At 70.9% G+C, this 24,014-nt stretch carries 23 protein-coding genes; 15 read left to right on the plus strand and 8 right to left on the minus strand.

The window, feature by feature from the left end; all coding sequences use genetic code 11:
- The first annotated feature begins 23 nt into the window (after nucleotides 1–23).
- A complete protein-coding gene (locus B7C62_30490; protein ARF76120.1) occupies nucleotides 24–1,160 on the plus strand; it encodes a hypothetical protein in 1,137 nt (378 codons plus the stop codon).
- Nucleotides 1,161–1,266: 106 nt separating this feature from the next.
- On the opposite strand, the gene B7C62_30495 is transcribed toward B7C62_30490, so the two are convergent.
- The gene (locus tag B7C62_30495) at nucleotides 1,267–2,136 is read right to left on the minus strand and encodes a helix-turn-helix transcriptional regulator (protein ARF76121.1); all 870 of its coding nucleotides are present in this window, start codon (nucleotides 2,134–2,136) and stop codon (nucleotides 1,267–1,269) included.
- A gap of 133 nt (nucleotides 2,137–2,269) precedes the next feature.
- Here B7C62_30495 and B7C62_30500 point away from each other — a divergent pair, with 133 nt between their 5' ends.
- A complete protein-coding gene (locus B7C62_30500) occupies nucleotides 2,270–3,952 on the plus strand; it encodes an AMP-dependent synthetase (GenBank protein ID ARF76122.1) in 1,683 nt (560 codons plus the stop codon).
- Entirely contained in the window at nucleotides 3,949–5,559 is a 1,611-nt protein-coding gene (locus tag B7C62_30505; protein ID ARF76123.1) for an AMP-binding protein, read from the plus strand. Before B7C62_30500 ends, B7C62_30505 begins: the two co-directional genes overlap by 4 nt.
- A 34-nt stretch (nucleotides 5,560–5,593) precedes the next feature.
- Here the strand turns inward: B7C62_30505 and B7C62_30510 are convergent, their stop codons facing one another.
- The 3 genes from B7C62_30510 to B7C62_30520 all read right to left on the minus strand — a co-directional run bounded on the left by B7C62_30510 (nucleotide 5,594) and on the right by B7C62_30520 (nucleotide 7,196).
- Entirely contained in the window at nucleotides 5,594–5,791 is a 198-nt protein-coding gene (locus tag B7C62_30510) for a hypothetical protein (GenBank protein ARF76124.1), read from the minus strand.
- A 9-nt stretch (nucleotides 5,792–5,800) separates the two neighbouring features.
- A complete protein-coding gene (locus B7C62_30515; GenBank protein ID ARF76125.1) occupies nucleotides 5,801–6,406 on the minus strand; it encodes a GNAT family N-acetyltransferase in 606 nt (201 codons plus the stop codon).
- A 79-nt stretch (nucleotides 6,407–6,485) separates the two neighbouring features.
- Complete coding sequence (locus B7C62_30520) at nucleotides 6,486–7,196, minus strand: hypothetical protein (GenBank protein ID ARF76126.1); 711 nt, start codon at nucleotides 7,194–7,196, stop codon at nucleotides 6,486–6,488.
- 275 nt (nucleotides 7,197–7,471) lie between these two features.
- On the opposite strand from B7C62_30520, the gene B7C62_30525 reads away from it, so the two are divergent.
- From B7C62_30525 to B7C62_30540, 4 genes are all read left to right on the plus strand, one after another.
- Nucleotides 7,472–9,256 (plus strand): glyoxylate carboligase, encoded by a 1,785-nt coding sequence (locus B7C62_30525; protein ARF76127.1) that lies wholly within the window; start codon nucleotides 7,472–7,474, stop codon nucleotides 9,254–9,256.
- Between the two features lie 184 nt (nucleotides 9,257–9,440).
- Nucleotides 9,441–9,851 carry a glyoxalase gene (locus tag B7C62_30530; GenBank protein ARF76128.1) on the plus strand — a complete coding sequence of 137 codons (411 nt, stop codon included), beginning with the start codon at nucleotides 9,441–9,443 and terminating at the stop codon, nucleotides 9,849–9,851.
- Nucleotides 9,848–10,384 (plus strand): AraC family transcriptional regulator, encoded by a 537-nt coding sequence (locus B7C62_30535; protein ID ARF77441.1) that lies wholly within the window; start codon nucleotides 9,848–9,850, stop codon nucleotides 10,382–10,384. Before B7C62_30530 ends, B7C62_30535 begins: the two co-directional genes overlap by 4 nt.
- A complete protein-coding gene (locus B7C62_30540; GenBank protein ID ARF76129.1) occupies nucleotides 10,381–11,043 on the plus strand; it encodes a glyoxalase in 663 nt (220 codons plus the stop codon). The genes B7C62_30535 and B7C62_30540 overlap by 4 nt, the downstream gene beginning before the upstream one ends.
- Before the next feature lie 269 nt (nucleotides 11,044–11,312).
- On the opposite strand, the gene B7C62_30545 is transcribed toward B7C62_30540, so the two are convergent.
- The 4 genes from B7C62_30545 to B7C62_30560 all read right to left on the minus strand — a co-directional run bounded on the left by B7C62_30545 (nucleotide 11,313) and on the right by B7C62_30560 (nucleotide 16,526).
- A complete protein-coding gene (locus B7C62_30545; GenBank protein ID ARF76130.1) occupies nucleotides 11,313–12,770 on the minus strand; it encodes a catalase in 1,458 nt (485 codons plus the stop codon).
- Between the two features lie 231 nt (nucleotides 12,771–13,001).
- Nucleotides 13,002–13,895: a 2-hydroxy-3-oxopropionate reductase gene (locus B7C62_30550; GenBank protein ID ARF76131.1), complete on the minus strand. Its 894-nt coding sequence runs from the start codon at nucleotides 13,893–13,895 to the stop codon at nucleotides 13,002–13,004.
- Nucleotides 13,896–13,959: 64 nt separating this feature from the next.
- The gene (locus B7C62_30555; protein ARF76132.1) at nucleotides 13,960–14,799 is read right to left on the minus strand and encodes a hydroxypyruvate isomerase; all 840 of its coding nucleotides are present in this window, start codon (nucleotides 14,797–14,799) and stop codon (nucleotides 13,960–13,962) included.
- Between the two features lie 299 nt (nucleotides 14,800–15,098).
- A complete protein-coding gene (locus tag B7C62_30560) occupies nucleotides 15,099–16,526 on the minus strand; it encodes a hydrolase (protein ID ARF76133.1) in 1,428 nt (475 codons plus the stop codon).
- Nucleotides 16,527–17,013: 487 nt separating this feature from the next.
- On the opposite strand from B7C62_30560, the gene B7C62_30565 reads away from it, so the two are divergent.
- From B7C62_30565 to B7C62_30600, 8 genes are all read left to right on the plus strand, one after another.
- On the plus strand, nucleotides 17,014–17,853 hold the full coding sequence (locus B7C62_30565; GenBank protein ID ARF76134.1) for a GntR family transcriptional regulator: 840 nt from the start codon (nucleotides 17,014–17,016) through the stop codon (nucleotides 17,851–17,853).
- 71 nt (nucleotides 17,854–17,924) lie between these two features.
- Nucleotides 17,925–18,176, plus strand: coding sequence for a hypothetical protein (locus B7C62_30570; protein ARF76135.1), 252 nt, complete (start codon nucleotides 17,925–17,927; stop codon nucleotides 18,174–18,176).
- On the plus strand, nucleotides 18,173–18,571 hold the full coding sequence (locus B7C62_30575) for a transcriptional regulator (protein ARF76136.1): 399 nt from the start codon (nucleotides 18,173–18,175) through the stop codon (nucleotides 18,569–18,571). The genes B7C62_30570 and B7C62_30575 overlap by 4 nt, the downstream gene beginning before the upstream one ends.
- Nucleotides 18,572–18,726: 155 nt before the next feature.
- Nucleotides 18,727–19,263: an OHCU decarboxylase gene (locus B7C62_30580; protein ID ARF76137.1), complete on the plus strand. Its 537-nt coding sequence runs from the start codon at nucleotides 18,727–18,729 to the stop codon at nucleotides 19,261–19,263.
- Nucleotides 19,264–19,283: 20 nt separating this feature from the next.
- Nucleotides 19,284–19,673: a hydroxyisourate hydrolase gene (locus B7C62_30585; protein ARF77442.1), complete on the plus strand. Its 390-nt coding sequence runs from the start codon at nucleotides 19,284–19,286 to the stop codon at nucleotides 19,671–19,673.
- 7 nt (nucleotides 19,674–19,680) lie between these two features.
- Nucleotides 19,681–20,604 (plus strand): urate oxidase, encoded by a 924-nt coding sequence (locus B7C62_30590; protein ID ARF76138.1) that lies wholly within the window; start codon nucleotides 19,681–19,683, stop codon nucleotides 20,602–20,604.
- Nucleotides 20,605–20,672: 68 nt separating this feature from the next.
- Nucleotides 20,673–22,061, plus strand: a complete 1,389-nt coding sequence (locus B7C62_30595; GenBank protein ID ARF76139.1) for a uracil permease — start codon at nucleotides 20,673–20,675, stop codon at nucleotides 22,059–22,061.
- A 45-nt stretch (nucleotides 22,062–22,106) separates the two neighbouring features.
- Nucleotides 22,107–23,495: an 8-oxoguanine deaminase gene (locus B7C62_30600; GenBank protein ID ARF76140.1), complete on the plus strand. Its 1,389-nt coding sequence runs from the start codon at nucleotides 22,107–22,109 to the stop codon at nucleotides 23,493–23,495.
- Nucleotides 23,496–24,014 lie beyond the last annotated feature (519 nt).

Below are 24,014 nucleotides of genomic sequence, written 5' to 3' on the forward strand. Positions count from 1 at the left end.
CAAGCCCCGCTACCGTACGGACCATGGCCGCGAAGACGCACCGCACCGCCGCACACCCCGCCGTCCTCTCCGCCCGGGCGCTGAACCGGGCGACCCTGGACCGTCAGCTCCTGCTGCGCCGCACCGCGATGTCCGCCCAGGACGCGGTCGCGCACCTCCTCGGGCTCCAGGCGCAGAACACGAAGCCGCCGTACTTCCAGCTCCACGCGCGGCTGGCCGACTTCGACCCGCACGAGCTGTCCGCCCTGATGGAGTCCCGCGAGGTGGTCCGGATCGTCACCCTCCGCTCCACCCTCCACACCCACACGGCGGACGACGCCCTGACCCTGCGTCCGCTGGTGCAGGCGGCGCGGGACCGGGAGCTCAAGGTGTTCCGGCGCGGCCTCGCCGGGGTGGACCTGGACCGGCTCGCCGCCGTGAGCAGGGAACTCGTGGAGGAGCGCCCGCGCCCGGTCAAGGAGCTGCGCGAGGAGCTGCTCGGCCACTGGCCGGACGCCGACCCGCTCGCGCTCACGGTGGCCGCCCGGTGTCTGCTGCCGCTGGTCCAGGTCACCCCGCGCGGACTGTGGGAGCGCGGCGGGCAGGTCGCGCTGACCACGGTGGAGCACTGGCTCGGCAGGGACCCGGAGCCGGTCCCGGCGCCGGACGACACCGTCCTGCGCTATCTGAACGCCTTCGGCCCCGCCTCGGTCAAGGACATGCAGCGCTGGGCGGGGCTGACCCGGCTGCGGGAGGTCTTCGAGCGGCTGCGGCCCCGGCTCCTGACCTTCCGCGACGAGCACGGCACCGAGCTGTTCGACCTCCCGGACGCCCCGCGCCCCGACCCGGACACCCCGGCCCCGCCGCGCTTCCTGCCCGAGTTCGACAATGTGCTCCTCGGCCACGACGACCGCTCGCGGGTGATCCCGGAGGCGAACAAGGGGCGCAACTGGGTGGGCAACCAGGCGTACGGGACCGTCCTGGTCGACGGGTTCTTCGAGGCCGTCTGGCGGGTCGAACGGGAGGACGAGACGGCGATCCTGACCGTGCAGCCGCTGCGTACCCTGCGGCGGGGCGAGCGGACGGAGATCACCGAGGAGGCGGGGCGGATGCTGTCGGTGATGACGGATGCCACGTCGTACGACGTCCGGTTCGGCACGTTCCTGGACTTCGGGGACTGAAGCCCTTCAGGAGACCCTTTACGGCTTACGGCTTACGGGTTTGCGGCTTACGGGTGTCTGCGGGGCGTGGCCATGGCTTTACGGGTGTGGCTCGCGGCAACGGGCGTCATGGCAGGAGCCCCGCCCGTCGCGCCGCCACCACCGCCTCCAGCCGGGTGTGCGCCCCCAGCTTCCGCATGGCCGAGCGCAGATAGCCCTTCACCGTCTCGGGGCGCAGCCCCAGTTGCCGGGCGGCCGAGGCGTTGGTCGCGCCCGCCGCCACGCACGCCACGACGTCCACCTCGCGCGGGGCGAGCCGCACCTCCCGGGCCGCTGCCGGGGCCCGCGCCCCGGACGCCGAGGCCAGGCGCCCGCAGACGGCCAGCAACGCGTCGCGGAGCGCCGGGTCGACCACCCGCGGGGCCAGCGCGCGCAGCTCCCGGTGCGCCTCGCGTACGTCCTCCCAGGCGCCCGGAGCCGTACCGGGACCGGCCGCCGCCACCTGCTCCCGGGTCAGGGCGAGCAGCTGCCGCACCTCGTCCCGGACCGCGAGCGCCTGCTCCACGTCACGGGCCGCCGCCACCGCCGCGTCGAACGTACGGTCCCCGAGGCCCACCGGCGTACGCAGTGCCCCGTACAGCACGCCCCGTACCGTCCGCCGTACGACGACGGGCACCGCGACGACCGAGCGCAGCCCCTCCGCCGCCACCGCCCTGTCGTACTCGTGGCTGATGTGGCGCGAGGCGGGGTAGTCCGTCACGGCGCAGGGCCGGGCGAGGGCGATGGCCTTGCCGCCGAGACCGCTCCCGGCCGCGACGACCAGACCGCGCAACGCGCCGGTCTGCGCCCCGTTCAGCTCCCCGATCCGGGCGTGGCGGGCGTCGGACAGCAGGCCGCCGAAGACCACCGGCAGTCCGCTCGTGCGGCGCAGCCCCGCCAGCGCCGTCCGCATCTCGGCCGCGTCGATCCCCTCGGCCGCGTCGACCGGTTCCGGCACTCCGATGCCTTTCCACCTGTTCCTCGGCTCCCCCGGACGGGGGATCGCGCCACCCCCGTCCGGGGGTGTTGAGACCTGGGTCACTGTTTGCATGATGTCAATCGACGGGTCCGGTCCGCAACGAGGAGGGCACATGCCGGCGACGAGCGCGACGGAGACGTTCCGGGCTGCCCGGGACTTCCTGCTGGAGCACCGCGAGGACTACGACACCGCCTACGAGGGGTTCCGCTGGCCCCGGCCCGACCACTTCAACTGGGCGCTGGACTGGTTCGACGTCATCGCCGAGAACAACGGGCGCACCGCCCTGCACATCGTGGAGGAGGACGGCCGGCGCACCGAGGTCTCCTTCGCGGCGATGTCCGAGCGCTCCGACCGCGCCGCCAACTGGCTGAAGGAGCAGGGGGTCCGGGCGGGCGACCGCATCCTCGTGATGCTCGGCAACCAGGTGGAGCTGTGGGAGACCGCGCTCGCCGCGATGAAGCTGCGTGCCGTCCTCATCCCGGCGACACCCCTGCTCGGCCCCGCCGATCTGCGCGACCGGGTGGAGCGCGGCCGGGTGCGCCATGTGCTCGTGCGGGACGCGGACACCGGGAAGTTCGACGAGGTGCCGGGGGAGTACACCCGGATCGCGGTGGGCGGGGAGGTGGCGGGCTGGCGGCCGTACGCCGAAGCGGCCGACGCCTCCGCCGGTTTCACGCCCGACCGCCCGACGCGCGCCGACGAGCCGCTGATGCTCTACTTCACCTCCGGCACCACCGCCCGGCCCAAACTCGTCGAGCACACCCATGTCTCCTACCCCGTGGGCCACCTGGCGACGATGTACTGGATCGGGCTCCGGCCCGGCGACGTCCATCTCAACATCTCCTCGCCCGGCTGGGCCAAGCACGCCTGGTCCAACCTCTTCGCCCCGTGGACCGCCGAGGCGACCGTCTTCATCTTCAACTACACCCGCTTCGACGCCTCCCGGCTGATGGCCGAGATGGACCGCTCGGGCATCACCGGTTTCTGTGCCCCGCCCACCGTCTGGCGGATGCTCATCCAGGCCGACCTGTCCCGGCTGAAGGTCCCGCCGCGCGAAGTCGTCGCGGCGGGGGAGCCGCTGAACCCGGAGGTCATCGAGACGGTCCGGCGGGAGTGGGGCGTCACGATCCGGGACGGTTTCGGCCAGACGGAGACCGCCGTCCAGGTCGCCAACACCCCCGGCCAGCTCCTCAAGGCCGGTTCCATGGGCCGCCCCAGCCCCGGCTTCACCGTCGTCCTGCTCGACCCGGTCACCGGCAGGCCCGGGGCGGCGGAGGGCGAGATCTCCCTCGACCTCTCCGACCGCCCGGTCGGCCTGATGACCGGCTACCACGGAGATCCGGAGCGTACGGCCGAGGCGATGGCGGGCGGCTACTACCGCACGGGTGACATCGGGGCGCGCGACGCGGACGGTTACATCACCTACGTGGGCAGGTCCGACGACGTCTTCAAGTCCTCCGACTACAAGATCTCGCCGTTCGAGCTGGAGAGCGCCCTGCTGGAGCACGAGGCGGTCGCCGAGGCCGCCGTCGTCCCCGCCCCCGATCCGCTCCGTCTCGCCGTCCCCAAGGCGTACGTCGTGCTGGCGGCGGGCTGGGAGCCGGGGCCGGAGACCGCGAAGGTCCTCTTCGAGCACGCGCGGGCGGTCCTCGCCCCGTACAAACGCATCCGCAGGCTGGAGTTCGCCGAGCTGCCCAAGACCGTCTCCGGCAAGATCCGCCGCATCGAGCTGCGCGAACGCACCGCGCAAGGCCCCGGAGAGGGAACCGAGTTCGACGAGGGAGACCTGAAGTGAGCAGCAGCCTGTCCTACGCGCACGGCACCGGCACCACCGCCCTGCTCGGCGACACCATCGGCCGCAACCTGGACCGGACGATCGCCGCCCACGGGGAGCGCGAGGCCCTGGTCGACGTGGTCTCCGGACGCCGCTGGACGTACACCGAGTTCGGCGCCGACGTCGACGAGCTGGCCCGGGCCCTGATGGCCTCGGGGGTGGAGAAGGGCGACCGGGTCGGCATCTGGGCGGTCAACTGCCCCGAATGGGTGCTCCTTCAGTACGCCACCGCCCGCATCGGCGCCGTCATGGTCACCATCAACCCCGCCTACCGGGCGCACGAGCTGGAGTTCGTCCTGAACCAGGCGGGCATCTCCCTGCTGGTCGCCTCCCTCGCCCACCGCACCAGCGACTACCGGGCCCTCGTCGGCGAGGTCCGCGCCGACTGCCCCGCCCTGCGGGCCGTGCACTACATCGGCGACCCGTCCTGGTCCGAGCTGACCGCCACCGCCCCGGCCGTCACCCCCGGCCAACTGGCCGCGCGGGAAGCCGCGCTGTCCTGCGACGACCCCATCAACATCCAGTACACCTCGGGCACCACCGGCTTCCCCAAGGGGGCCACCCTCTCCCACCACAACATCCTCAACAACGGCTATTTCGTGGGGGAGATGATCGCCTACACGGAGGCCGACCGGATCTGTCTGCCGGTCCCCTTCTACCACTGCTTCGGCATGGTGATGGGCAATCTCGCCGCCACCTCGCACGGTGCCTGCATCGTGATCCCGGGCCCGTCCTTCGAGCCCGCCGCCGTGCTGGCCGCCGTCCAGCGGGAGCGCTGCACCTCGCTCTACGGCGTGCCGACCATGTTCATCGCCGAGCTGGACCTCCCGGACTTCGCCTCGTACGACCTCTCCTCGCTCCGGACCGGGATCATGGCCGGGTCCCCCTGCCCGGTCGAGGTGATGAAGCGGGTGGTCGCCGATATGCACATGGCCGAGGTATCCATCTGCTACGGCATGACGGAGACCTCCCCCGTCTCCACCCAGACCCGCCGCGACGACGACCTGGAGCGCCGCACCGGCACGGTGGGCCGGGTGCTGCCGCACATCGAGGTCAAGATCGTCGACCCGGCGACCGGCACCACCCTGGAGCGCGGCAGCGCGGGCGAACTCCGCACCCGGGGCTACAGCGTGATGCTCGGTTACTGGGACCAGCCCGACCGCACCGCCGAAGTGATCGACGCGGGCCGCTGGATGCACACCGGGGACCTCGCGGTGATGCGTGAGGACGGCTGTGTCCAGATCGTCGGCCGGATCAAGGACATGATCATCCGAGGTGGCGAGAACGTGTACCCGAGGGAGATCGAGGAGTTCCTGCACGGCCACCCGAAGATCGCGGACGTCCAGGTGGTCGGGGTGCCGGACGAGCGGTACGGGGAGGAGATCCTCGCCTGTGTCATCCCCCGGGACCCGGCCGATCCGCCGGTCCTGGAGGAGATCACCGCGTACTGCCGGGAGCGGCTGGCCCACTACAAGATCCCGCGCGGGCTGCGGGTGCTCGACTCCTTCCCGATGACGGTGAGCGGGAAGGTCCGCAAGATCGAGCTGCGGGAGACATACGGCGAGTGAGCACCGCCGGACGGCAGGCGCGGGTACGGCCGGGTCAGGCGGCCTCGATGATGTCGGAGCCGCCCGACCGGGTCGCCGCCGCCCATTCGACGAGCAGCACCTCGTACGTCGCGGACTCCGTGGCGGACCACTCCTGGCCCGCACGGGAGTCGACGAGTGCGCGGATGGCCTCGTTCGCCTGGACGGCGGACGCGACGGCGGGTTGCACGGTATGACGTGGAGTTAAATCCATGCCCTCAGCTTACGGGGCACCACTGACAGCGACCGACGCCGACGCCGGTGCCGGTTCCGGGTCGGGGGGCGATGCCGGGGCCGGCGGCCGGGCGGGCAGCAGGTCGCGCCGCATGCAGACCCGTGGCCAGCGGTCCAGTCCGTGCTGGGCCTCCTCGCCGCGGATCGTGCGCAGTCCGTCGGTGAGTTCCCTCTCGCGCAGCACACGGAAGCCGATGCGCGCGTAGTACGGGGCGTTCCACGGGACGTCGCTGAAGGTGGTCAGGGTCAGGGCGGTGAGCCCCTGCCCGGGGGCGAGTCCGGCGAGGTGGTCGATGAGCGCGCGGCCGATGCCCCGGCGGGCCGCGACCGGGTCCACCGAGATCTGCTCGATGTGCAGGGCGCCGTCGACGGGATCGGCGATCACATAGCCCAGCGGCCGGTCGCCGGTGGCGGAGAGGGGGTCGGTGGCCACCCAGCACCGCCCGGCCCGCCGGTAGGTCTCCAGCAGGTCGAGCGGGGGCGGATCGTCGTCGGCCACGGAGGTCATGCCGAGGGTGCGGAAGGGTTCCCCTGCGGCGCGCTCGATGTCCTGGAGAAGGCGGAGATCGGAGCGTCTGGCGGAGCGGATGCGCATGTACTCAGTGTGCCGCGCCGGGCGGGGCGCCGGTACGGGGTGGCCCGAAAACGCCCCTCCCCGAGAAGCGGCCCGGCGCTCACGCCCCCGTGCTGACCAGTTCGTCCGCCGGGCTGTTCACCGGCTGCGGCACGCCCGTGAGGTCCATGACGAAGAGCGGGAGGCCGACCCCGTCCGCGCGGGCCCGCGCATCGGCCTCGTACCCCGCGAGGGAGAAGAACACCCCGGCCGCCGACGCACCCAGGGCGTTCAGCCAGAGGCACTCGACCCCGCGCAGCTCCACCGGCCGGGTGGAGGCGTCGACCTGGGCGACGAGCCCGGTGGCCCGCAGGTCGATCCCGCCCGCCGGACGGGTCTGCGGCCGGACCACCTCGCGGTAGCCGAGCCAGGTCAGATAGAGGGCGGCCGCGCTCACCGCGTCATGGCCGGTGCGGATCGTCCGCGGCCGGAACGAGGGGCGCGGGTGGGCGGCGGTGCGCGGCAGCGGGATGTGCGCGGGCCTGACGGGGCCGGGCGGGGGCTCCGTCTCGCCGACCGGCCGCACCGGAATCCGCAGCAGGGCCCCGCACGGGCAGCACAGCTCCGGCTGGGGCCACTGGTCCCGCCGGTCGCAGGCGGCGCAGCGGACGGTGACCCAGTCCTCGTCCCAGGTGCGCCGTGTGACCGGGACCGCCGGGGCATCCGGCACCAGCGGCGGGGCGGTGGGCGCGCCGCACGGGCACGGGTAGGCCGGTGCGACGTAGGCATGGTCCCGGTGGCAGGCCGGGCACCGTACCGGCACGGACTTCACGATCGTCTCCCTCCGGCACGGACGGCGCAGGACCGCTGCGCTCCGTGCCTCCCTCGTCACCCCATCGTCCACCAGGAGCGAGGTTCTGGGGAGGGGATTGGCGCACTTCGTACCGACCGGAGTCCGGAGCGCCGGTCCTGGGCCGCTCTTGACGGGGATCGCGCCGCGTTTTAGATTGCTTCCGTATAGCAGAACTAAATTTCCGCAATACGGAATTGGTGCTCTCAGGTGGCGCGACAGAGCCCGACTCCACCAATCCCGAGCAGGAGCACTCAATGCCTCGTATGACCGCTGCCCGTGCGGCAGTTGAGATCCTCAAGCGCGAAGGCGTCAGCAACGCGTTCGGCGTGCCGGGTGCGGCGATCAACCCCTTCTACGCGGCTCTCAAGGCTTCCGGCGGGGTGCACCACACCCTGGCCCGGCACGTCGAGGGCGCCTCCCACATGGCGGAGGGCTACACCCGGGCCAAGGCCGGCAACATCGGCGTCTGCATCGGCACGTCGGGCCCGGCGGGCACCGACATGATCACCGGCCTCTACTCCGCCATCGCCGACTCCATCCCGATCCTCTGCATCACCGGCCAGGCCCCCACGGCCGTCCTGCACAAGGAGGACTTCCAGGCCGTCGACATCGCCTCGATCGCCAAGCCGGTCACCAAGGCGGCGACCACCGTCCTGGAGGCCGCCCAGGTCCCGGGCGTCTTCCAGCAGGCATTCCACCTGATGCGCACCGGGCGCCCCGGCCCGGTCCTCATCGACCTGCCGATCGACGTCCAGCTCACCGAGATCGAGTTCGACCCCGAGCTGTACGAGCCCCTCCCGGTGCAGAAGCCCGCCGCCTCCCGCAAGCAGATCGAGCGGGCCGTGCAGATGCTCAACGCCTCCGAGCGCCCCCTGCTCGTGGCGGGCGGCGGCATCATCAACGCCGACGCCTCCGAACTGCTGGTGGAGTTCGCCGAGCTGACCGGCGTCCCCGTCATCCCGACCCTGATGGGCTGGGGCATCCTCCCCGACGACCACGAGCTGAACGCCGGGATGGTCGGCCTCCAGACCTCCCACCGCTACGGCAACGCGAACTTCCTGGAGTCCGACTTCGTCCTCGGCATCGGCAACCGCTGGGCCAACCGCCACACCGGCAAGCTGGACGTCTACACCCAGGGCCGCACCTTCGTCCACGTCGACATCGAGCCCACCCAGCTCGGCAAGATCTTCGCCCCCGACCTCGGCATCGCCTCCGACGCCAGGGCCGCGCTGGAGCTCTTCGTCGAGGTGGCGCGCGAGCTGAAGGCGGCGGGCGAGCTGAAGGACCGCTCGGCCTGGGCCGCCTCCACCCAGGAGCGCAAGGCGACCCTCCAGCGCAGGACCCACTTCGACAACGTGCCGCTCAAGCCGCAGCGCGTCTACGAGGAGATGAACCGGGCGTTCGGCCCCGAGACCCGTTACGTCACCACCATCGGGCTCTCCCAGATCGCCGGCGCGCAGATGCTGCACGTCTACAAGCCGCGCCACTGGATCAACTGCGGCCAGGCGGGCCCCCTCGGCTGGACGATCCCGGCCGCGCTCGGCGTCGCCACCGCCGACCCGGAGGGCACGGTCGTCGCCCTCTCCGGCGACTACGACTTCCAGTTCATGCTGGAGGAGCTGGCCGTCGGCGCGCAGCACCGCATCCCCTACGTCCACGTCCTGGTGAACAACTCCTACCTGGGGCTCATCCGCCAGGCGCAGCGCAACTTCGACATCGACTTCCAGGTCAACCTGGAGTTCGAGAACCTCAACTCCCCGGAGCTGGGCGTCTACGGCGTCGACCACGTCAAGGTCGTCGAGGGCCTCGGCTGCAAGGCCATCCGGGTCACCGAGCCGGACCAGCTGCTGCCCGCCTTCGAGGAGGCGAAGAAGCTCGCCGCGGAGTTCCGGGTCCCGGTCGTGGTCGAGGCGATCCTGGAGCGGGTCACCAACATCGCGATGAGCGGCACCGACATCGCCTCGGTCAACGAGTTCGAGGACATCGCCACGGACCCGTCCCACGCCCCCACCGCGATCCGCCCCCTGACGGTGTCCTGACCCGGTCCGTCACCCACCCCGAAGGCCCCCGCCCCGGATTCCGCTCCGGGGCGGGGGCCTTCGCCACGTCCCCGGCCCGCCCGGCGCGATCGGAGCAAACGGAGCGTTCGGAGAGATCGGCGCGTTCGGAGAGATCGGGGAACCGAGATGCGCGGTCCGTGGGACCGCCCCTAATCTGCCCGATATGGACATCACCATTCACATGAGCTCCCTCCCGCACGACGACCCGGACGCGTCGCTCGCCTTCTACCGCGATGTCCTCGGCTTCGAGGTCCGCAGCGATGTCGGGCAGGGCAGGATGCGGTGGATCACCGTCGGCCCGGCGGGGCAGCCCGACACGTCGATCCTGCTGGCACCGCCCGCCGCCGACCCGGGAGTCACCGAGGACGAGCGCCGCACCATCGCGGAGATGATGGCCAAGGGCACGTACGGCTGGATTCTGCTGGCCACCCCCGACCTCGACGCCACGTTCGAGAAGGTGCAGGCCGGGGATACCGAGGTCGTCCAGGAGCCGACCGAGCAGCCGTACGGCGTCCGCGACTGCGCGTTCCGCGACCCCGCGGGCAACCTGGTCCGCGTCCAGGAGCTCCGCTGAAGCCGACGGGCGGCGGTGCGGCCGAGCGGCGCCCCGCGCGCGCCGAGGAGCAGCGCCTGGCCGATCTCGCGCGGCTGCGCCGTGTCCGCGACCGGATCGACAGGGAGTACGCGCAGCCGCTGGACGTGGAGGCGCTCGCCCGTGGTGTGAACATGTCCGCCGGGCATCTCAGCCGTCGGTTCAGGTCCGCCTACGGCGAGTCGCCGTACTCCTACCTGATGACGCGCCGCATCGAGCGCGCCACGGCGCTGCTGCGGCGGGGCGACCTCAGCGTCACCGAGGTCTGCTTCACGGTCGGCTGCGCTTCGCTGGGCACGTTCACGACCCGCTTCACCGAGCTCGTCGGCGTGTCGCCGGGGGTCTTCCGCCGCCGGGCCGCGGAAGCGGCGGCCGGTTCCGCCGATGACCCGGCCACCGCCCCCGGCGCGGGGGTGGCGATCACGGTGGAGGGGATGCCGGCGTGTGTGGCGAAGCAGGTGACGAGACCCGTCAGGAATCGAGAAGTCACGGCCACCGGTCCGCCTCTAGCGTGAAGGGCATGGCAACCACCGCTTCCACCTCGCCCGGCACGTCCCTCGCCTCCGTCACCCTTGAGGTGGCCGACCCCGAGGCGGCCCGCCGCTTCTACAGCGCCTTCGGCGTGGACACGTACATCCGCCTGCGGGCCTCCGAGGCGCACACCACCGGATTCCGCGGGTTCACCCTGGCGCTCACGGTGTCCCGCCCGGCCACCGTCGACGGCTTCCTCGGCGCGGCCCTGGACGCGGGCGCCACGGTGCTGAAGCCCGCCGCGAAGTCGCTGTGGGGCTACGGCGGCGTCGTCCGGGCCCCGGACGGGACGATCTGGAAGGTGGCCACATCGGCGAAGAAGGACACCGGCCCGGCCACGGGCGAGATCGACGGGGTGGTGCTCCTGCTCGGCGTCGAGGACGTGAAGGCCGTCAGACAGTTCTACGTCGGCCGGGGCATGACCGTGGCCAGGAGCTTCGGCGGCAAGTACGCCGAGTTCACCTCCGGCTCCTCCGACCCCGTCAAGCTGGCGCTGTACAAGCGCGGCGGGCTGGCCAAGGACCTCGGCGTCCCCGCAGACGGCACCGGATCGCACCGCGTCGTCCTCGGCTCCACCGCTGTCCCCTTCACCGACCCGGCCGGATTCGCCTGGGAACCCGAGGGAGGGCAGGAGGGGGCCTGAGGGCGGGCCGGGTCCGCGCGCCCGGGCATGGGAAAGGGCGTGGAGTACGGGACCGTATCCGTACTCCACGCCCTCGTTCAGGGGTGACAGGGACCGCGGCGGCGGCGATCGGCCCGGGCGAGGGCGTCTCCTTCAGGTCAGGAGACGGTCCCCGGGTCCTTCACCACCGCACTGGCATCGCACAGCCGCCGCGGCCTCGTCGTCCTGCCCGTGCCGCGCGGCACCCCTCATCCGGGTGCGCGGTACGGGCAGGGGCCTTGAAGAGAGGCTCAGTCCTCGCGCAGGGCGCGGACGGCCTCCTCCACGCGCTTGCCGTAGTCGGCGTCGGCGGCGTGGAAGTGGGCGAGGTTCTTCTCGATCACATCGTCGCGGGTGACCTGCGAGAGGCCCCCGGCGATGTTGGCGACCAGACGGCCCTTCTCGTCCTCGGACATCAGCCGGTACAGCTCGCCCGCCTGGAAGAAGTCGTCGTCCTTGACATGGGCGGCCGTCTCGTAGGTGCCCGTCCAGCCGTGGACGGCGAGGGGGGCGCCGAGCGCGGAACCGGTCTGCGCCGGACCCGCGTACGAGTTGGGCTCGTAGTTCTTGTCGTGGCGCGAGCCGTAGCGGGTGGCGTGCAGCCCGTCGCGGCCGTAGTTGTCGGCCTGCGCCGCCTTGGGGGCGTTGACCGGCAGCTGGGTGTGGTTGACGCCCAGGCGGTAGCGGTGCGCGTCCGCGTAGGCGAACAGCCGGCCCTGGAGCATCTTGTCCGGGGACGGGCCGATGCCGGGCACGAAGTTGTTCGGGGAGAACGCGGCCTGCTCCACCTCGGCGAAGACGTTGTCCGGGTTCCGGTCCAGCACGAGGCGGCCGACCCGCTGGAGCGGGTAGTCCGCGTGCGGCCACACCTTGGTGAGGTCGAACGGGTTGAACCGGTAGTCCGCGGCCTCGGCGGCGGGCATCACCTGGACGTGCAGCGTCCACGACGGGTTGACGCCCCGCTCGATGGCCTGGAGCAGGTCCGTCTGGTGCGAGTTGGCGTCCCTGCCGACCAGCTCGGCGGCCTGCTCGGCGGAGAGGGAACGCACGCCCTGGTTGGTCTTGAAGTGGTACTTGACGAAGAACGCCTCGCCCTCGGCGTTCGTCCACTGGTAGGTGTGCGAGCCGTAGCCGTTCATGTGGCGGTACGAGGCGGGGATGCCCCGGTCGCCCATCAGCCAGGTGATCTGGTGCGTCGCCTCGGGGGCGTGCGCCCAGAAGTCCCAGACGTTGTCCGGCTCCTGACGGCCCGTGAACGGGTCGCGCTTCTGCGAGTGGATGAAGTCGGGGAACTTGATCGGGTCCTTGATGAAGAACACCGGGGTGTTGTTGCCGACCAGGTCGTAATTGCCCTCGTTCGTATAGAACTTGAGGGCGAAGCCGCGCGGGTCGCGGACCGCGTCCGCGCCGCCGAGCGAGTCGGCCACGGTGGAGAAGCGGAGGAAGGTCTCGGTGCGTTTGCCCACCTCGGAGAGGAAGTCGGCGCTGGTGAAGCCGGTGACGTCGTCGGTCACCTCGAAGTAGCCGTACGCGCCGGAGCCTCGGGCGTGGACCACGCGCTCCGGGATGCGCTCACGGTTGAAGCGGGCGAGCTTCTCCAGGAGGTGCTGGTCCTGGAGGAGGATCGGTCCACCGACACCGGCGGTGGCGGAGTTCTGGTTGTCGGCGACCGGGGCGCCTGACTCGGTCGTGAGCACACGCTTAGCCATGTGGCGGGATGACCTTTCGTACGAGCTGCTGACGGCTTGAGGAGCGTAGATTCGCCGCGAGACAACGTCAACAGTTTGTTGAAAACGAAGTGTGTGGTTCCGGGTCGCGGCGGCGCCTGGGCGCGACAGGACAGGTGTCAGCGCCACCGCGACCCGGAGTTCAGGGGGCCCGCCGTGCGGGCCGTGGCCCCGTACGAGGCCAGGGGCTCCTCACGGAGCCCGGGAGGGAGGTCAGACCTGGGAGCCGGAGAGCCGCTCGACCGAGCGCAGCAGCGCCGAGTGGTCCAGCCCGCCGTCGCCCTGGGCGCGCAGCGAGGCGACCAGCTGGGCGACCACACCGCCGACGGGCAGGGCCGCGCCGACGTTGCGGGCGGCGTCGGTCACGATGCCCATGTCCTTGTGGTGCAGGTCGATCCGGAAGCCGGGGGCGAAGTCCCGCTTCAGGAAGTTGTCCTTCTTGCGGGTCAGCACGGTCGAGCCGGCCAGGCCGCCGTTGAGGACGTCGAGCGCGGCGGTGAGGTCCACCCCGGACTTCTCCAGGAAGACCACGGCCTCGGCGCACGCCTGGATGTTGACCGCGACGATCAGCTGGTTGGCCGCCTTCACCGTCTGGCCGGAACCGTGCGGACCGCAGAGCACGATCGTCTTGCCGAGCGCCTCCAGGAGCGGCTTCGCGGCGTCGAAGTCCGCCTGCTCGCCGCCGACCATGATGGAGAGGACCGCCTCGATGGCACCGGCCTCGCCGCCGGAGACCGGCGCGTCCAGGACCCGGATGCCCTTCTCGGCCGCGTTCTTCGCGAGGTCCACCGAGGTCTGCGGGGTGATGGAGGACATGTCCACCAGCAGCGCCCCGCGCTTCGCGTTCTCCAGGATGCCGTCGGGGCCGTAGGAGATGGCCTCGACCTGCGGCGATGCGGGCACCATCGTGATGACGACATCCGCGTCCCTGACCGCGTCCGCGATCGAGGAGGCGCCGGTGCCGCCGGCCGCGACCAGCCGGTCGATCTTGTCCTGCTCCAGGGTGTATCCGGTGACGGAGTAACCGGCCTTGATCAGGTTCTCCGACATGGGGGAGCCCATGATGCCGAGACCGATCCAGGCGACCTTGGGGAGGTTGTTGCTCATGAGGGTGCCTTCCTGAAAAACGTGTGTACGTAAGGGGGTTGGGCTCACCCCGTGGCGGACCCGGTCAGCGGGCCGCTCGGGCGGAGACCGGGAGCCAGTCGAAGGAGTCCGCGCTCGGCCGGTCGCCCGGCTTGTACTCCAGGCCGACCCTGCCCGGGTAACCGGCGTCCTTCAGCTCGTCCAGGAGCCGCTCCAGCGGGAGGGTGCCGGTGCCCGGCGCGCCGCGCCCCGGGTTGTCGGCGATCTGGACGTGGCCGGTCTTCGCGGCGTACGCCTTGATGACCTGGCTCAGGTCCTCGCCGTTCATCGACAGGTGGTACAGGTCCAGCAGGAACTTGGCGTTCCCCAGGCCCGTCGCCGCGTTGACCTTGTCGATGACCTCGATCGCGGCCGGGGCGCTGACCAGCGGATAGAGCGGCGACTCCGGCTTGTTGAGGGTCTCGACCAGGAGGATCGCCCCGACGCGGTCCGCCGCGCGGGCGGCCAGCACCAGGTTCTCCAGGGCGAGCGCGTCCTGCACCTGCGGGTCGGCGCCCTCGACGCGGTTGCCGTACAGCGCGTTGAGCGCCGTGCAGCCGACCGAGGCGGCGAAGTCGGCCGCCACCTCGATGTTGGCGCGGAAGCGGTCCGACTCCTCACCGGGCACGGAGAGCGCGCCGCGGTCGGGGCCGGGCAGCTGTCCGGCGTAGAAGTTCAGCCCCACCAGCTGGGTGCCGGCGTCGTCGAGCGCCTTCTTGAGGGCGTCGAGTTCCGCCTGCGGCGGGGTGGGGGTCTCGATCCAGGGCCACCACAGCTCGACCGCCGTGAAGCCCGCCGCGGCGGCTGCCGCGGGACGCTCCAGGAGCGGGAGTTCCGTGAAGAGGATCGAAAGGTTCACATCGAAGCGCTGGTCCGGGTATCCCATGAGGATTTCGGCGCTCCTTCCGTATTGCGGAAGTTAGTTTCTGCTTAACGGAAGATTGCCTGGGGGGTGGCGGGGCTGTCAAGGGGGTGCCGGGAAATTCGCCCCGGTCGGCGGCGTACGGAACCGGCGGCGAGGGACCTTCGAACCCCTCCCGGGAGTGGCTCCGCGCATACGAAAGCGGGGCGGGGGCCGCCGTCGACCCCCGCCCCGCCCGGTTTCTCAGCCGATCGGAGCTTCTTGGCTCTTTCGCTCGGATCATGCCGGACCCCGTGAGCCCGGCATGATCCAGGCGAGAGGCCCTAGCTGCCCGGAACCGTGTCCGTGAACGTCGTCCCCGCGCCGCGGTACGCCCCGACCATCGCGTTCACCTGTGACGGGGTGAGCACCTGGTCTTTCACGTGCAGGACGTAGTCCACCTGCTGGTCGTAGGCGCGGGGCGTGGTGCTCGGCTGCCCCGCCAGGTCGATCAGCCAGTGGTTGAAAGCGATCACCATCGGCCGCTCGGGCAGATAGTCCGCCCCGTGTGTCGCGAAGTGCTGCCCGTCGACGTAGTACGTGATCCTGTCGTCGTCGATGGTCACCACCAGATCCCGCCAGCCCGCGTACGAACTCCGTTCCACGGTGTGTGCGTTGACGGTCTCCCAGGGCTCGGGCCGGTAGGTCTCCCACGAGGTGGCGTAGAGGATGTTGTCCGGTTCGCCCCAGCCACCGTTCGGCAGGTACTCGAAGTCGTACTCCGCGTAGTCGTCCGCCATCGGTGCGGTCAGGTCGTTGATCGCGAAGAACGTCTGCACGACGCGGTCGCCGTCCGGCCCTGAGCGCGGGGCGTCGGTGAACCTCACCCGGGAGGCGTACGTCCCGTTCTTGAACTTCATCGACCGGGTCGAGAACTCGCTGTGCTCCGTCGAGGCCGCCGTGCCCGCCGTCGATGCCTCCAGATTCATGACCGAATTCCCGCTCTGCGAGACGAAGGTGACATTCGCCGGGTCCCAGGTCGCACCGGACAGTCCGGGGCCTCCCGAGCCGGACCGTACGCTCCAGCCGTTCGCCTGGAGCCTCGGGTCGGTGTGCGAGCTGTAGTCGAAGTCGTCGAAGAGCACGGCCGGGTCGTTTGGCCCGGTGCCGCCGGGCTCCTCGCCCCACACGGTCGCGCCGTTCACATGGGCCGTCACCTTCGGCCAGTCGGCGTACGCGGACTGCCGCGGGCCGAAGGAGTGGTCGTCGGACTGGATGAGCGGCGCCCAGGACGTCTGGTGGAAACGGAGCTGGAGGTCCCCGGAGTCCGCCCCCGGCGCCAGCGAACCGGCCCCGGCGGTGAAACCGATCTCCAGATAGCGGTCGGCCGTGGCTGTCGGGGAGGCGGGCGTCCCGAACGTGCCGGTGATGTTCGCGCACCCCTTCACCGCCCAGGAACAGGCGAACCGGTAGGCGGCGGAGGCCGATTCGGCCTTGAAGTAGTACCGCACCTTGACGCTGCTCAGCGGTACGGAGGTGGCACCGGTGTTCCGTACCTTCAGCCACGGCTCGCTCTCGTGGGCCGTCGCGCCGGACGTGGTCGTGCGGTACTGGACGACGATCCCGTCCGCCGCCGCGTTCGCCGCCGACGGCAGCGCGGCGAGGGCGGTGGTGGCCATGGCCACGGCGGCGGCGGAGGCCAGGGCGGTGCGGAGCCGGGACCTGCTTCCGCGGGGGTTCTCGGCCGGGGTGTTCGTGGGCGGGGTGTTCATGGGCGGGTTCCTCTCCGGAACGGTGGTGGGGAAGGGCGGGTCACGAGTGAGGGCGCGCTGTCCCCGAAGGGGCGGTCGCGGCCCACACATGGCGGGGCATCTCGATCTCCGGTACGACGGTGACCCGCGCTACGCCGCGTACCGCACAGGACCTCTCAACTCCGCCCTGGCATAAGTCCCTTCGTTTGGTACGGAGTCGTAGGGCGCCCCCTCCGGGCCGCTCGGTCCCCCTCTGCGACCGAGCCCGCATGACCTGACAGCCTGACCAGTGGTGCTCACTGGACAGCTCACCTCTCGATGGAGGTCGAAGTTGGCATAGACCAATGTTGGCGTCAACCCCCTGTGAAAAAAGGGGATTTGGTGACTCGCGCGTAACATGGATACTCGTGTGCTCCACGGCAGGAGCTACACTTCGCCTGACCAGCAAGCCAGTTGACTGCTCCGGTCGCTCAACTGGTAAGGAAAGAAGGTGCGCGGAAGGAGCCGTATGGACGCGGACGTGCCGGGGACGGTGCTCAAACGGGAGCGGACCCGCGATGCCGTGCTGGAGCTGATCGAGTCGCGCAGCCCCGGCGACGCGATCCCCTCGGAGCGCGCCCTGTGCGCCCTGCTCGGCGTCTCGCGGCCCACCGTGCGCGCGGCGGTCGACGAGCTGGTCGCCGCCGGGCTCCTGGTGCGCGAACACGGCCGGGGCATGTTCGTCGCGCCCGCCAAGATCACCCAGGAGCTGGTGGCGGGGGACCGGTCGCTGACCGTGCCGCAGGCGGCGGGTGCCTGGTCGAGCCGGCTGCTGGAGTTCACCACCCTCCAGGCCGGGGCCCGGGTCGGCCGCAAGCTGCGGATGTCACCCGCCGCCGAGATCGTCTACGTGGCCCGGCTGCGGCTGGTCGACGGGGCGCCGATGGCCATCGAGCACCTGCACATCCGGGCGGAGCTGGTGCCGGGGCTCAGCGCCCAGGAGCTGGAGAGCGGCGACCTGTACGAGCATCTGCGCACCCGGCACGGCGTCCATGTCCGCGAGGCCGTCCAGGCGATCGAGCCGACCGTCGTCACCCGCGCCGAGGCCGGGCTGCTCGACGTCCCCGAGCTCTCCCCGGCCCTGCTCTTCGAACGGCTGACCTCGGACACCGAGGGCCGCCCGGTGGAGTACGTCCACTCGCTCTACCGGGGCGACCGCTACCGGATCGTCTCCCGCCTCGCCCTCGGCCCGGCCGCCGAGGTCGCCCCGGACCGGGAGGGCCACCACCCCGGCATCCCGCCGGGCGATTTCGCGCACGGCGACGCGATCGCCTCCTCCACCAGGGGGGACTTCCGGACGGGCGGCTGACCTCCGTGCGCGGTTACAGTCGTGCCCCGGCCGCGCGCCCGCACCCGCGGCGAGGACATCAGGGAGGCACAGTGCGCTTGAGGGTGGAATTCACCACCGAGCCCTTCGATCTCGACGAGGCACCCGCCCACGCGGTGGTGGCCCGCGAGGTCATCCAGGGCGCCGAACTCGACGCCGTCGACGTAGGCCCGTTCGGGAACACGGCGGAAGGGGGCGCGGACGAGGTGCTCACCGCCGTGGACTCCCTGCTGCGCCGGGCCCTGGCCTCCGGTGCCACCCGGGTCTCGCTCCAGGTGAACGTGATCGGGGAGGGGGCCCGGTGACCGAATCCGCCGATCACCCTCCGCTCACCGCCGACCACCCCTTCGTAACGGCCGTGAAGCCGCTCGTCGACGCGATGGGCGCCGAGCTGCTCGGCCCCGAGCAGGCCCAGCCCGACGATGTCGTACTCGCCTGGGAGGGCCGGGACGTCATAGCCGTACGGCTGCCCCAGCTCTCCGACTCGCTGGACCACATCCTCGCCGCGCTGGAGAGACGGCACGGGATGCCGCTCGCCGACCTGGACCGGAAGGCCAAGCAGTCCGTCGTCCGGACCCTGGAGGCACGCGGTGCCTTCTCCGTACGACACGGGGTGGAGACCGTGGCCGGCGCCCTGGGCGTCTCCAGATTCACCGTGTACAACTACCTGAACCGGGAACATACGACCAAGAGTGAGTAGTTGGTCGAACACGCAGGAAAGCCGCTGTCCGCATGCCGGGACGGCGGCTTTCTCCGTTCGCGAGATTTCAACAAAGTGTTGACGTCGTGTTGCGGAGGGCGTTAGCTATCCGCAGCCCGAACAACGCACAGCGAAAAACAGCCACGGAGGCTCCCGTGACGTCGAGCTCCACACCGGGCCTCACCCGGTTCAACACCCTGGCGGACGGCGAGGCCACCCCCGCACTGCACGAGGTCTGTGCCAGTGCGGCCTGGGGAGAGACCGTCCTCGCCGGTCGTCCGTACGCCACCGAGGAAGCCCTGCTCTCCGCGAGCGACGCCGCCATGGCCGAGCTCACCGCAGAGGACCTGGCCGAGGCGATGGCGGGCCACCCGCCGATCGGGCGCCCGATCCCCGGCGACCCGACCTCCGCCCGCGAGCAGCGGGGGATGGCCGGGGCCTCCGAGGAGCTCAGGACCGAGATGCTCGAACTGAACCTGGCCTACCAGGAGCGGTTCGGACATGTCTTCCTGATCTGCGCCACCGGCGCCACCGGTGAGCAGATGCGCGACGCGGTGAAATCCCGGATCGGGAACTCGCCGGAGCAGGAGCGGGAGATCGTGCGCACCGAACTGGGCAAGATCAACCGCATCCGGCTGACCCGTCTCGTACGGGAGACCCTCGCAGAGGGAGCTCCCGCACAGGACTCTTGAGATCTAGGAGAGTGACGGTCTTGAGTACCGACACGACCGCATCGGTGTCCACGCACATCCTGGACACCAGCATCGGCCGCCCCGCCGCGTCCGTCACCGTCTCGCTCGCCGCCCGCAGCGGCAGCGGCTCGCCGTATGTGACGCTCGGAGCCTCCGCGACCGATGCGGACGGGCGCTGCAAGGACCTGCCGGCGCTGCCGGAAGGCACCACCCACGTACGTCTCGACTTCGACACCGAGACGTACTTTTCCAAGAAGCAAGCCGAGGCGCAGCAGGACGCCCCCCGCGTAAGGGACAGCGGCGCGTTCTTCCCGGAAGTGACGATCGCCTTCGCGGTCGTGCCGGGCGAGCACTATCACGTACCGCTGCTGCTCAACCCGTTCGGCTACTCCGTTTACCGAGGGAGCTAGCACCGACATGCCCACGATTCTCGGCCAGAACCAGTACGGCAAAGCAGAGAACCGCGTCGTAAAGATCACGCGGGACGGCGACACCCACCACATCAAGGACCTCAACGTCTCGGTCGCCCTCTCCGGCGACATGGACGACGTCCACTACTCCGGCTCCAACGCCAACGTCCTGCCGACCGACACCACCAAGAACACGGTGTTCGCGTTCGCCAAGGAGCACGGGATCGAGTCCGCCGAGCAGTTCGGCATCCACCTCGCCCGCCACTTCGTCTCCTCGCAGGAGCCGATCCACCGGGCGCGGATCAGGATCGAGGAGTACGCCTGGGAGCGCATCGCGACCTCCGACGGCAACTCCAAGTTCATCGGCGCCGACGAGGTCAAGCACTCCTTCGCCCGCAAGGGCATGGAGACCCGCGTCTCCCAGATCACCTACGACGGCGAGAGCTGGGAGGTCATCTCGGGCCTCAAGGACCTCACCGTGATGAACTCGACCAACTCCGAGTTCTGGGGCTACGTCAAGGACAAGTACACGACGCTGAAGGAGGCGTACGACCGCATCCTGGCGACCGACGTCTCCGCCCGCTGGCGGTACAACTGGACCAGCGACGAACAGCGCATGCCGAACTGGGAGAAGTCCTACGAGCAGGCGCGCAAGCACATGCTCCACGCCTTCGCCGAGACGTACTCCCTCTCGCTCCAGCAGACCCTGTACCAGATGGGTTCGCGGATCATCAACAGCCGCAGCGAGATCGACGAGATCCGCTTCTCGCTGCCGAACAACCACCACTTCCTGGTGGACCTCGAACCGTTCGGCCTCAAGAACGACAATGAGGTCTACTTCGCGGCGGACCGTCCCTACGGTCTGATCGAGGCCACCGTGCTCCGGGACGGCGTCGAGCCGAAGATCCCGGTCGACATGACCAACCTCTGACGCGGCACTGAACCGGTCCCCGCCCGCCCGCAGTCGGGCGGGGACCGGTCATCCCGGAGGAAACACCCATGGCACAGCCTGCAACGGGGCCGGCCGAAGCCCCGAAACCCCTTACCGCAACGGCAGTTCACCCGTGCGACGAGAAGCTCCCCGCCGCGCGGCTCGTCCCCGCGGCCCTCCAGCACATCGCCGCCATGTACGCGGGCGTCGTCACCCCTCCGCTGATCATCGGCCAGGCCGTCGGCCTGGACGCCGCCGGAATGACCCGGCTCATCGCCGCGAGCCTCCTGATCGCCGGACTCGCCACCATCGTGCAGACGGTGGGGATCGGCACCTTCGCCGGAAACCGGCTCCCCTTCGTGAACGCGGCGTCCTCCGCCGGGATCGCCCCGATGCTCGCCATCGCCGAGACCAGCGCGCCCGGACACCAACTCCCCGCGATCTACGGGGCGGTGCTCGTCGCCGGAGCCTTCTGTCTGACCGTCGGGCCGTTCTTCGGGCGGCTGCTGCGCTTCTTCCCGCCGCTCGTCACGGGCGTGGTCATCACCCTCATCGGCGTCACCCTCATGCCCGTGCCGGTCGCCTGGGCACAGGGCGGCGACGCCACCGCCGCCGACTTCGGCGCCATGAAGTACCTGGCGCTGGCCGCCTTCACGCTCGTCGTCATCCTGCTCGTCCAGCGCTTCGGCCGCGGCTTCCTCAAGCAAGTCGCCCTGCTGGTCGGCATGTTCGTCGGCACGCTGGCCGCGATCCCGTTCGGACTCGCCGACTTCTCCGCGCTGAAGTCCGCGCCGCTCGCCGCCCTGCCGACCCCCTTCGCCTTCGGCGCGCCGGAGTTCCACCCGGCAGCGATCCTCTCGCTCTGCATCGTCATGCTCGTCCTGATGACCGAGTCCTCGGCCGGGATGCTCGCCCTCGGCGAGATCTGCGAACGCCGCACCGACGGCCGTACGATCACCCGCGGTCTCCGTACGGACGGCATCGCCACCCTGCTCGGCCCGGTCTTCGGCGGATTCCCCACCAGCGCCTTCGCCCAGAACGTCGGCGTCGTCTCGCTGACCCGCGTACGCAGCCGGTACGTCGTCGCGGCTGCGGGCGGCGCCCTGCTGGTCCTGGGCGCCTTCCCGGTGCTCGGCGCGGTCGTCTCGCTCGTCCCGATGCCCGTCCTCGGCGGCGCCGGGATCGTCCTCTTCGGCTCCATCGCGGTCAGCGGCATCCGTACGCTCTCCGAGGCCGGGCTCGACGACAGCTCCAACATCATCCTGGTCTCCGTGGCGCTCGGCGCGGGCATCATTCCGCTCGCCGCGCCCGCCTTCTACGCCGGATTCCCGGCCTGGGCGCAGACCGTCCTCGGCTCCGGGATCAGTGCGGGAGCACTGGTCGCGGTCGTGCTCAACCTGTTCTTCCACCATCTCGGCACCCACAGCCGCACCGCTGTGGCACTCAAATCCTCCTAGGGTCCTGCCGTGCCCACATCGCCACAGAGAGAAGAAGGAAGCGCCATGGCAGCTTCGGCAGACCCTCAGCGCATCGTCATCGAGAACTGTTCGATCGCCACCGTCGACGCCCACGACACGGAGTACGCCTCCGGGTACATCGTCGTGGCGGACAACCGCATCGAGTCCGTCGGCGCCGGGAAGGCACCGGAGGGGCTGACCGGGGTCGTCCGGCGCATCGACGCCACCGGGCACCTCGCCACCCCCGGCCTGGTCAACACCCACCACCACTTCTACCAGTGGATCACCCGGGGCCTGGCCACCGACCACAACCTCTTCAACTGGCTGGTCGCCCTCTACCCGACCTGGGCGCGCATCGACGAGCCGATGGCCCGCGCCGCCGCGCAGGGCTCGCTCGCCATGATGGCCCGCGGCGGCGTCACCACCGCGATGGACCACCACTACGTCTTCCCGAAGGGCTCCGGCGACCTGTCCGGCGCCATCATCGGGGCCGCCCGCGAGATGGGCGTACGGTTCACCCTCGCCCGGGGCTCCATGGACCGCAGCGAGAAGGACGGCGGCCTGCCCCCGGACTTCGCCGTCGAGACCCTCGAAGGCGCGCTCGCCGCCACCGAGGCCACCATCGACGCCCACCACGACGCCTCCTTCGACGCGATGACCCAGGTCGCCGTCGCCCCCTGCTCCCCGTTCTCGGTCTCCACCGAACTGATGCGCCAGGGAGCGGAGCTGGCCCGGCGCAAGAACGTACGCCTGCACACCCACGGCTCGGAGACCGTCGAGGAGGAGCAGTTCTGCAAGGAGCTGTTCGGGATGGGCCCGACCGACTACTTCGAGTCCACCGGCTGGCTCGGCGGCGATGTGTGGATGGCGCACTGCGTCCACATGAACGACTCCGACATCGCCGCCTTCGCCCGTACGGGAACCGGCGTCGCCCACTGCCCCTCCTCCAACGCCCGCCTCGCGGCAGGGATCGCCCGGGTCCCCGACATGCTCGCCGCCGGAGTCCCGGTCGGCCTCGGCGTGGACGGCACCGCCTCCAACGAGTCCGGCGAACTCCACACCGAGCTGCGCAACGCGCTCCTCATCAACCGCCTCGGCGCCCACCGCGAGGCCGCCCTGAACGCCCGTCAGGCCCTGCGCCTCGGGACCTTCGGCGGGGCCCAGGTCCTGGGCCGCGCCGACCAGATCGGCTCCCTGGAGGCAGGCAAGCTCGCCGACCTCGTCCTGTGGAAGCTGGACACCCTGGCCCACTCCTCGATCGCCGACCCGGTGACCGCGCTCATCTTCGGCGCGGCGGCCCCGGTGACCCTCTCCCTCGTCGACGGCAAGCCGGTCGTCGAGAGCAGCCGGCTCACCACGGTGGACGAGGACGCCATCGCCCGCACCACCCGCGACGAGGCCCGCCGCCTCGCGCAGATCGCCGCCGGGGCCTGATCCCGGCGGTATCCCCGAACCGCCGGGCAGCCACCGGGCCCGGCGGAACCCGAACCGCCGGGCGGCACCGAACCCCGGCGGTATCCCCGACCGGCCGGTCGAGGGGGACGGCCCGAGACCGGCCGCCGCGGACCCGAGCGGGGTCCGTGGCAGCCGGTCCGGCGGACGCGCACCCGATGGTGGGCGCCGCCGGACCGGTGATGAACGCTGCCCGCACCCCCCACCGTGTGCGCCTCCGCACCCCCTCTGCCCGACCTGCTCGACCTGCACCACCTGCCCGACCCGTATCACCTGCACCACCTGCATCACCTGAGAGAGCCGCACCACCGCACCACTTACGCACCACCTCCCTGACACCCGCGTCGCCGACGACGTGTAACCGACCGGAGGAACCGCCGTGGCCGCCAACAAGCCCAGGTTTCGCAAAGACGCAGACGCAGCCGCCCCCGGAGCGACGGACGACACCGTCGCGGAAACAGCATCGGACGGCCGGAAACATCCGGTCGACGAGACCCTCCC

It is taken from the genome of Kitasatospora albolonga (assembly GCA_002082585.1).
Lineage (GTDB): Bacteria > Actinomycetota > Actinomycetes > Streptomycetales > Streptomycetaceae > Streptomyces > Streptomyces stephensoniae.

Coding starts and splice junctions, on each gene's coding strand:
- B7C62_30490 (ARF76120.1), top strand. CDS start 24: ATGGCCGCGAAGACGCACCGCACCGCCGCACACCCCGCCGTCCTCTCC.
- B7C62_30500 (ARF76122.1), top strand. CDS start 2,270: ATGCCGGCGACGAGCGCGACGGAGACGTTCCGGGCTGCCCGGGACTTC.
- B7C62_30510 (ARF76124.1), bottom strand. CDS start 5,791: ATGGATTTAACTCCACGTCATACCGTGCAACCCGCCGTCGCGTCCGCC.
- B7C62_30515 (ARF76125.1), bottom strand. CDS start 6,406: ATGCGCATCCGCTCCGCCAGACGCTCCGATCTCCGCCTTCTCCAGGAC.
- B7C62_30525 (ARF76127.1), top strand. CDS start 7,472: ATGCCTCGTATGACCGCTGCCCGTGCGGCAGTTGAGATCCTCAAGCGC.
- B7C62_30530 (ARF76128.1), top strand. CDS start 9,441: ATGGACATCACCATTCACATGAGCTCCCTCCCGCACGACGACCCGGAC.
- B7C62_30545 (ARF76130.1), bottom strand. CDS start 12,770: ATGGCTAAGCGTGTGCTCACGACCGAGTCAGGCGCCCCGGTCGCCGAC.
- B7C62_30550 (ARF76131.1), bottom strand. CDS start 13,895: ATGAGCAACAACCTCCCCAAGGTCGCCTGGATCGGTCTCGGCATCATG.
- B7C62_30555 (ARF76132.1), bottom strand. CDS start 14,799: ATGGGATACCCGGACCAGCGCTTCGATGTGAACCTTTCGATCCTCTTC.
- B7C62_30560 (ARF76133.1), bottom strand. CDS start 16,526: ATGAACACCCCGCCCACGAACACCCCGGCCGAGAACCCCCGCGGAAGC.
- B7C62_30565 (ARF76134.1), top strand. CDS start 17,014: ATGGACGCGGACGTGCCGGGGACGGTGCTCAAACGGGAGCGGACCCGC.
- B7C62_30590 (ARF76138.1), top strand. CDS start 19,681: ATGCCCACGATTCTCGGCCAGAACCAGTACGGCAAAGCAGAGAACCGC.
- B7C62_30595 (ARF76139.1), top strand. CDS start 20,673: ATGGCACAGCCTGCAACGGGGCCGGCCGAAGCCCCGAAACCCCTTACC.
- B7C62_30600 (ARF76140.1), top strand. CDS start 22,107: ATGGCAGCTTCGGCAGACCCTCAGCGCATCGTCATCGAGAACTGTTCG.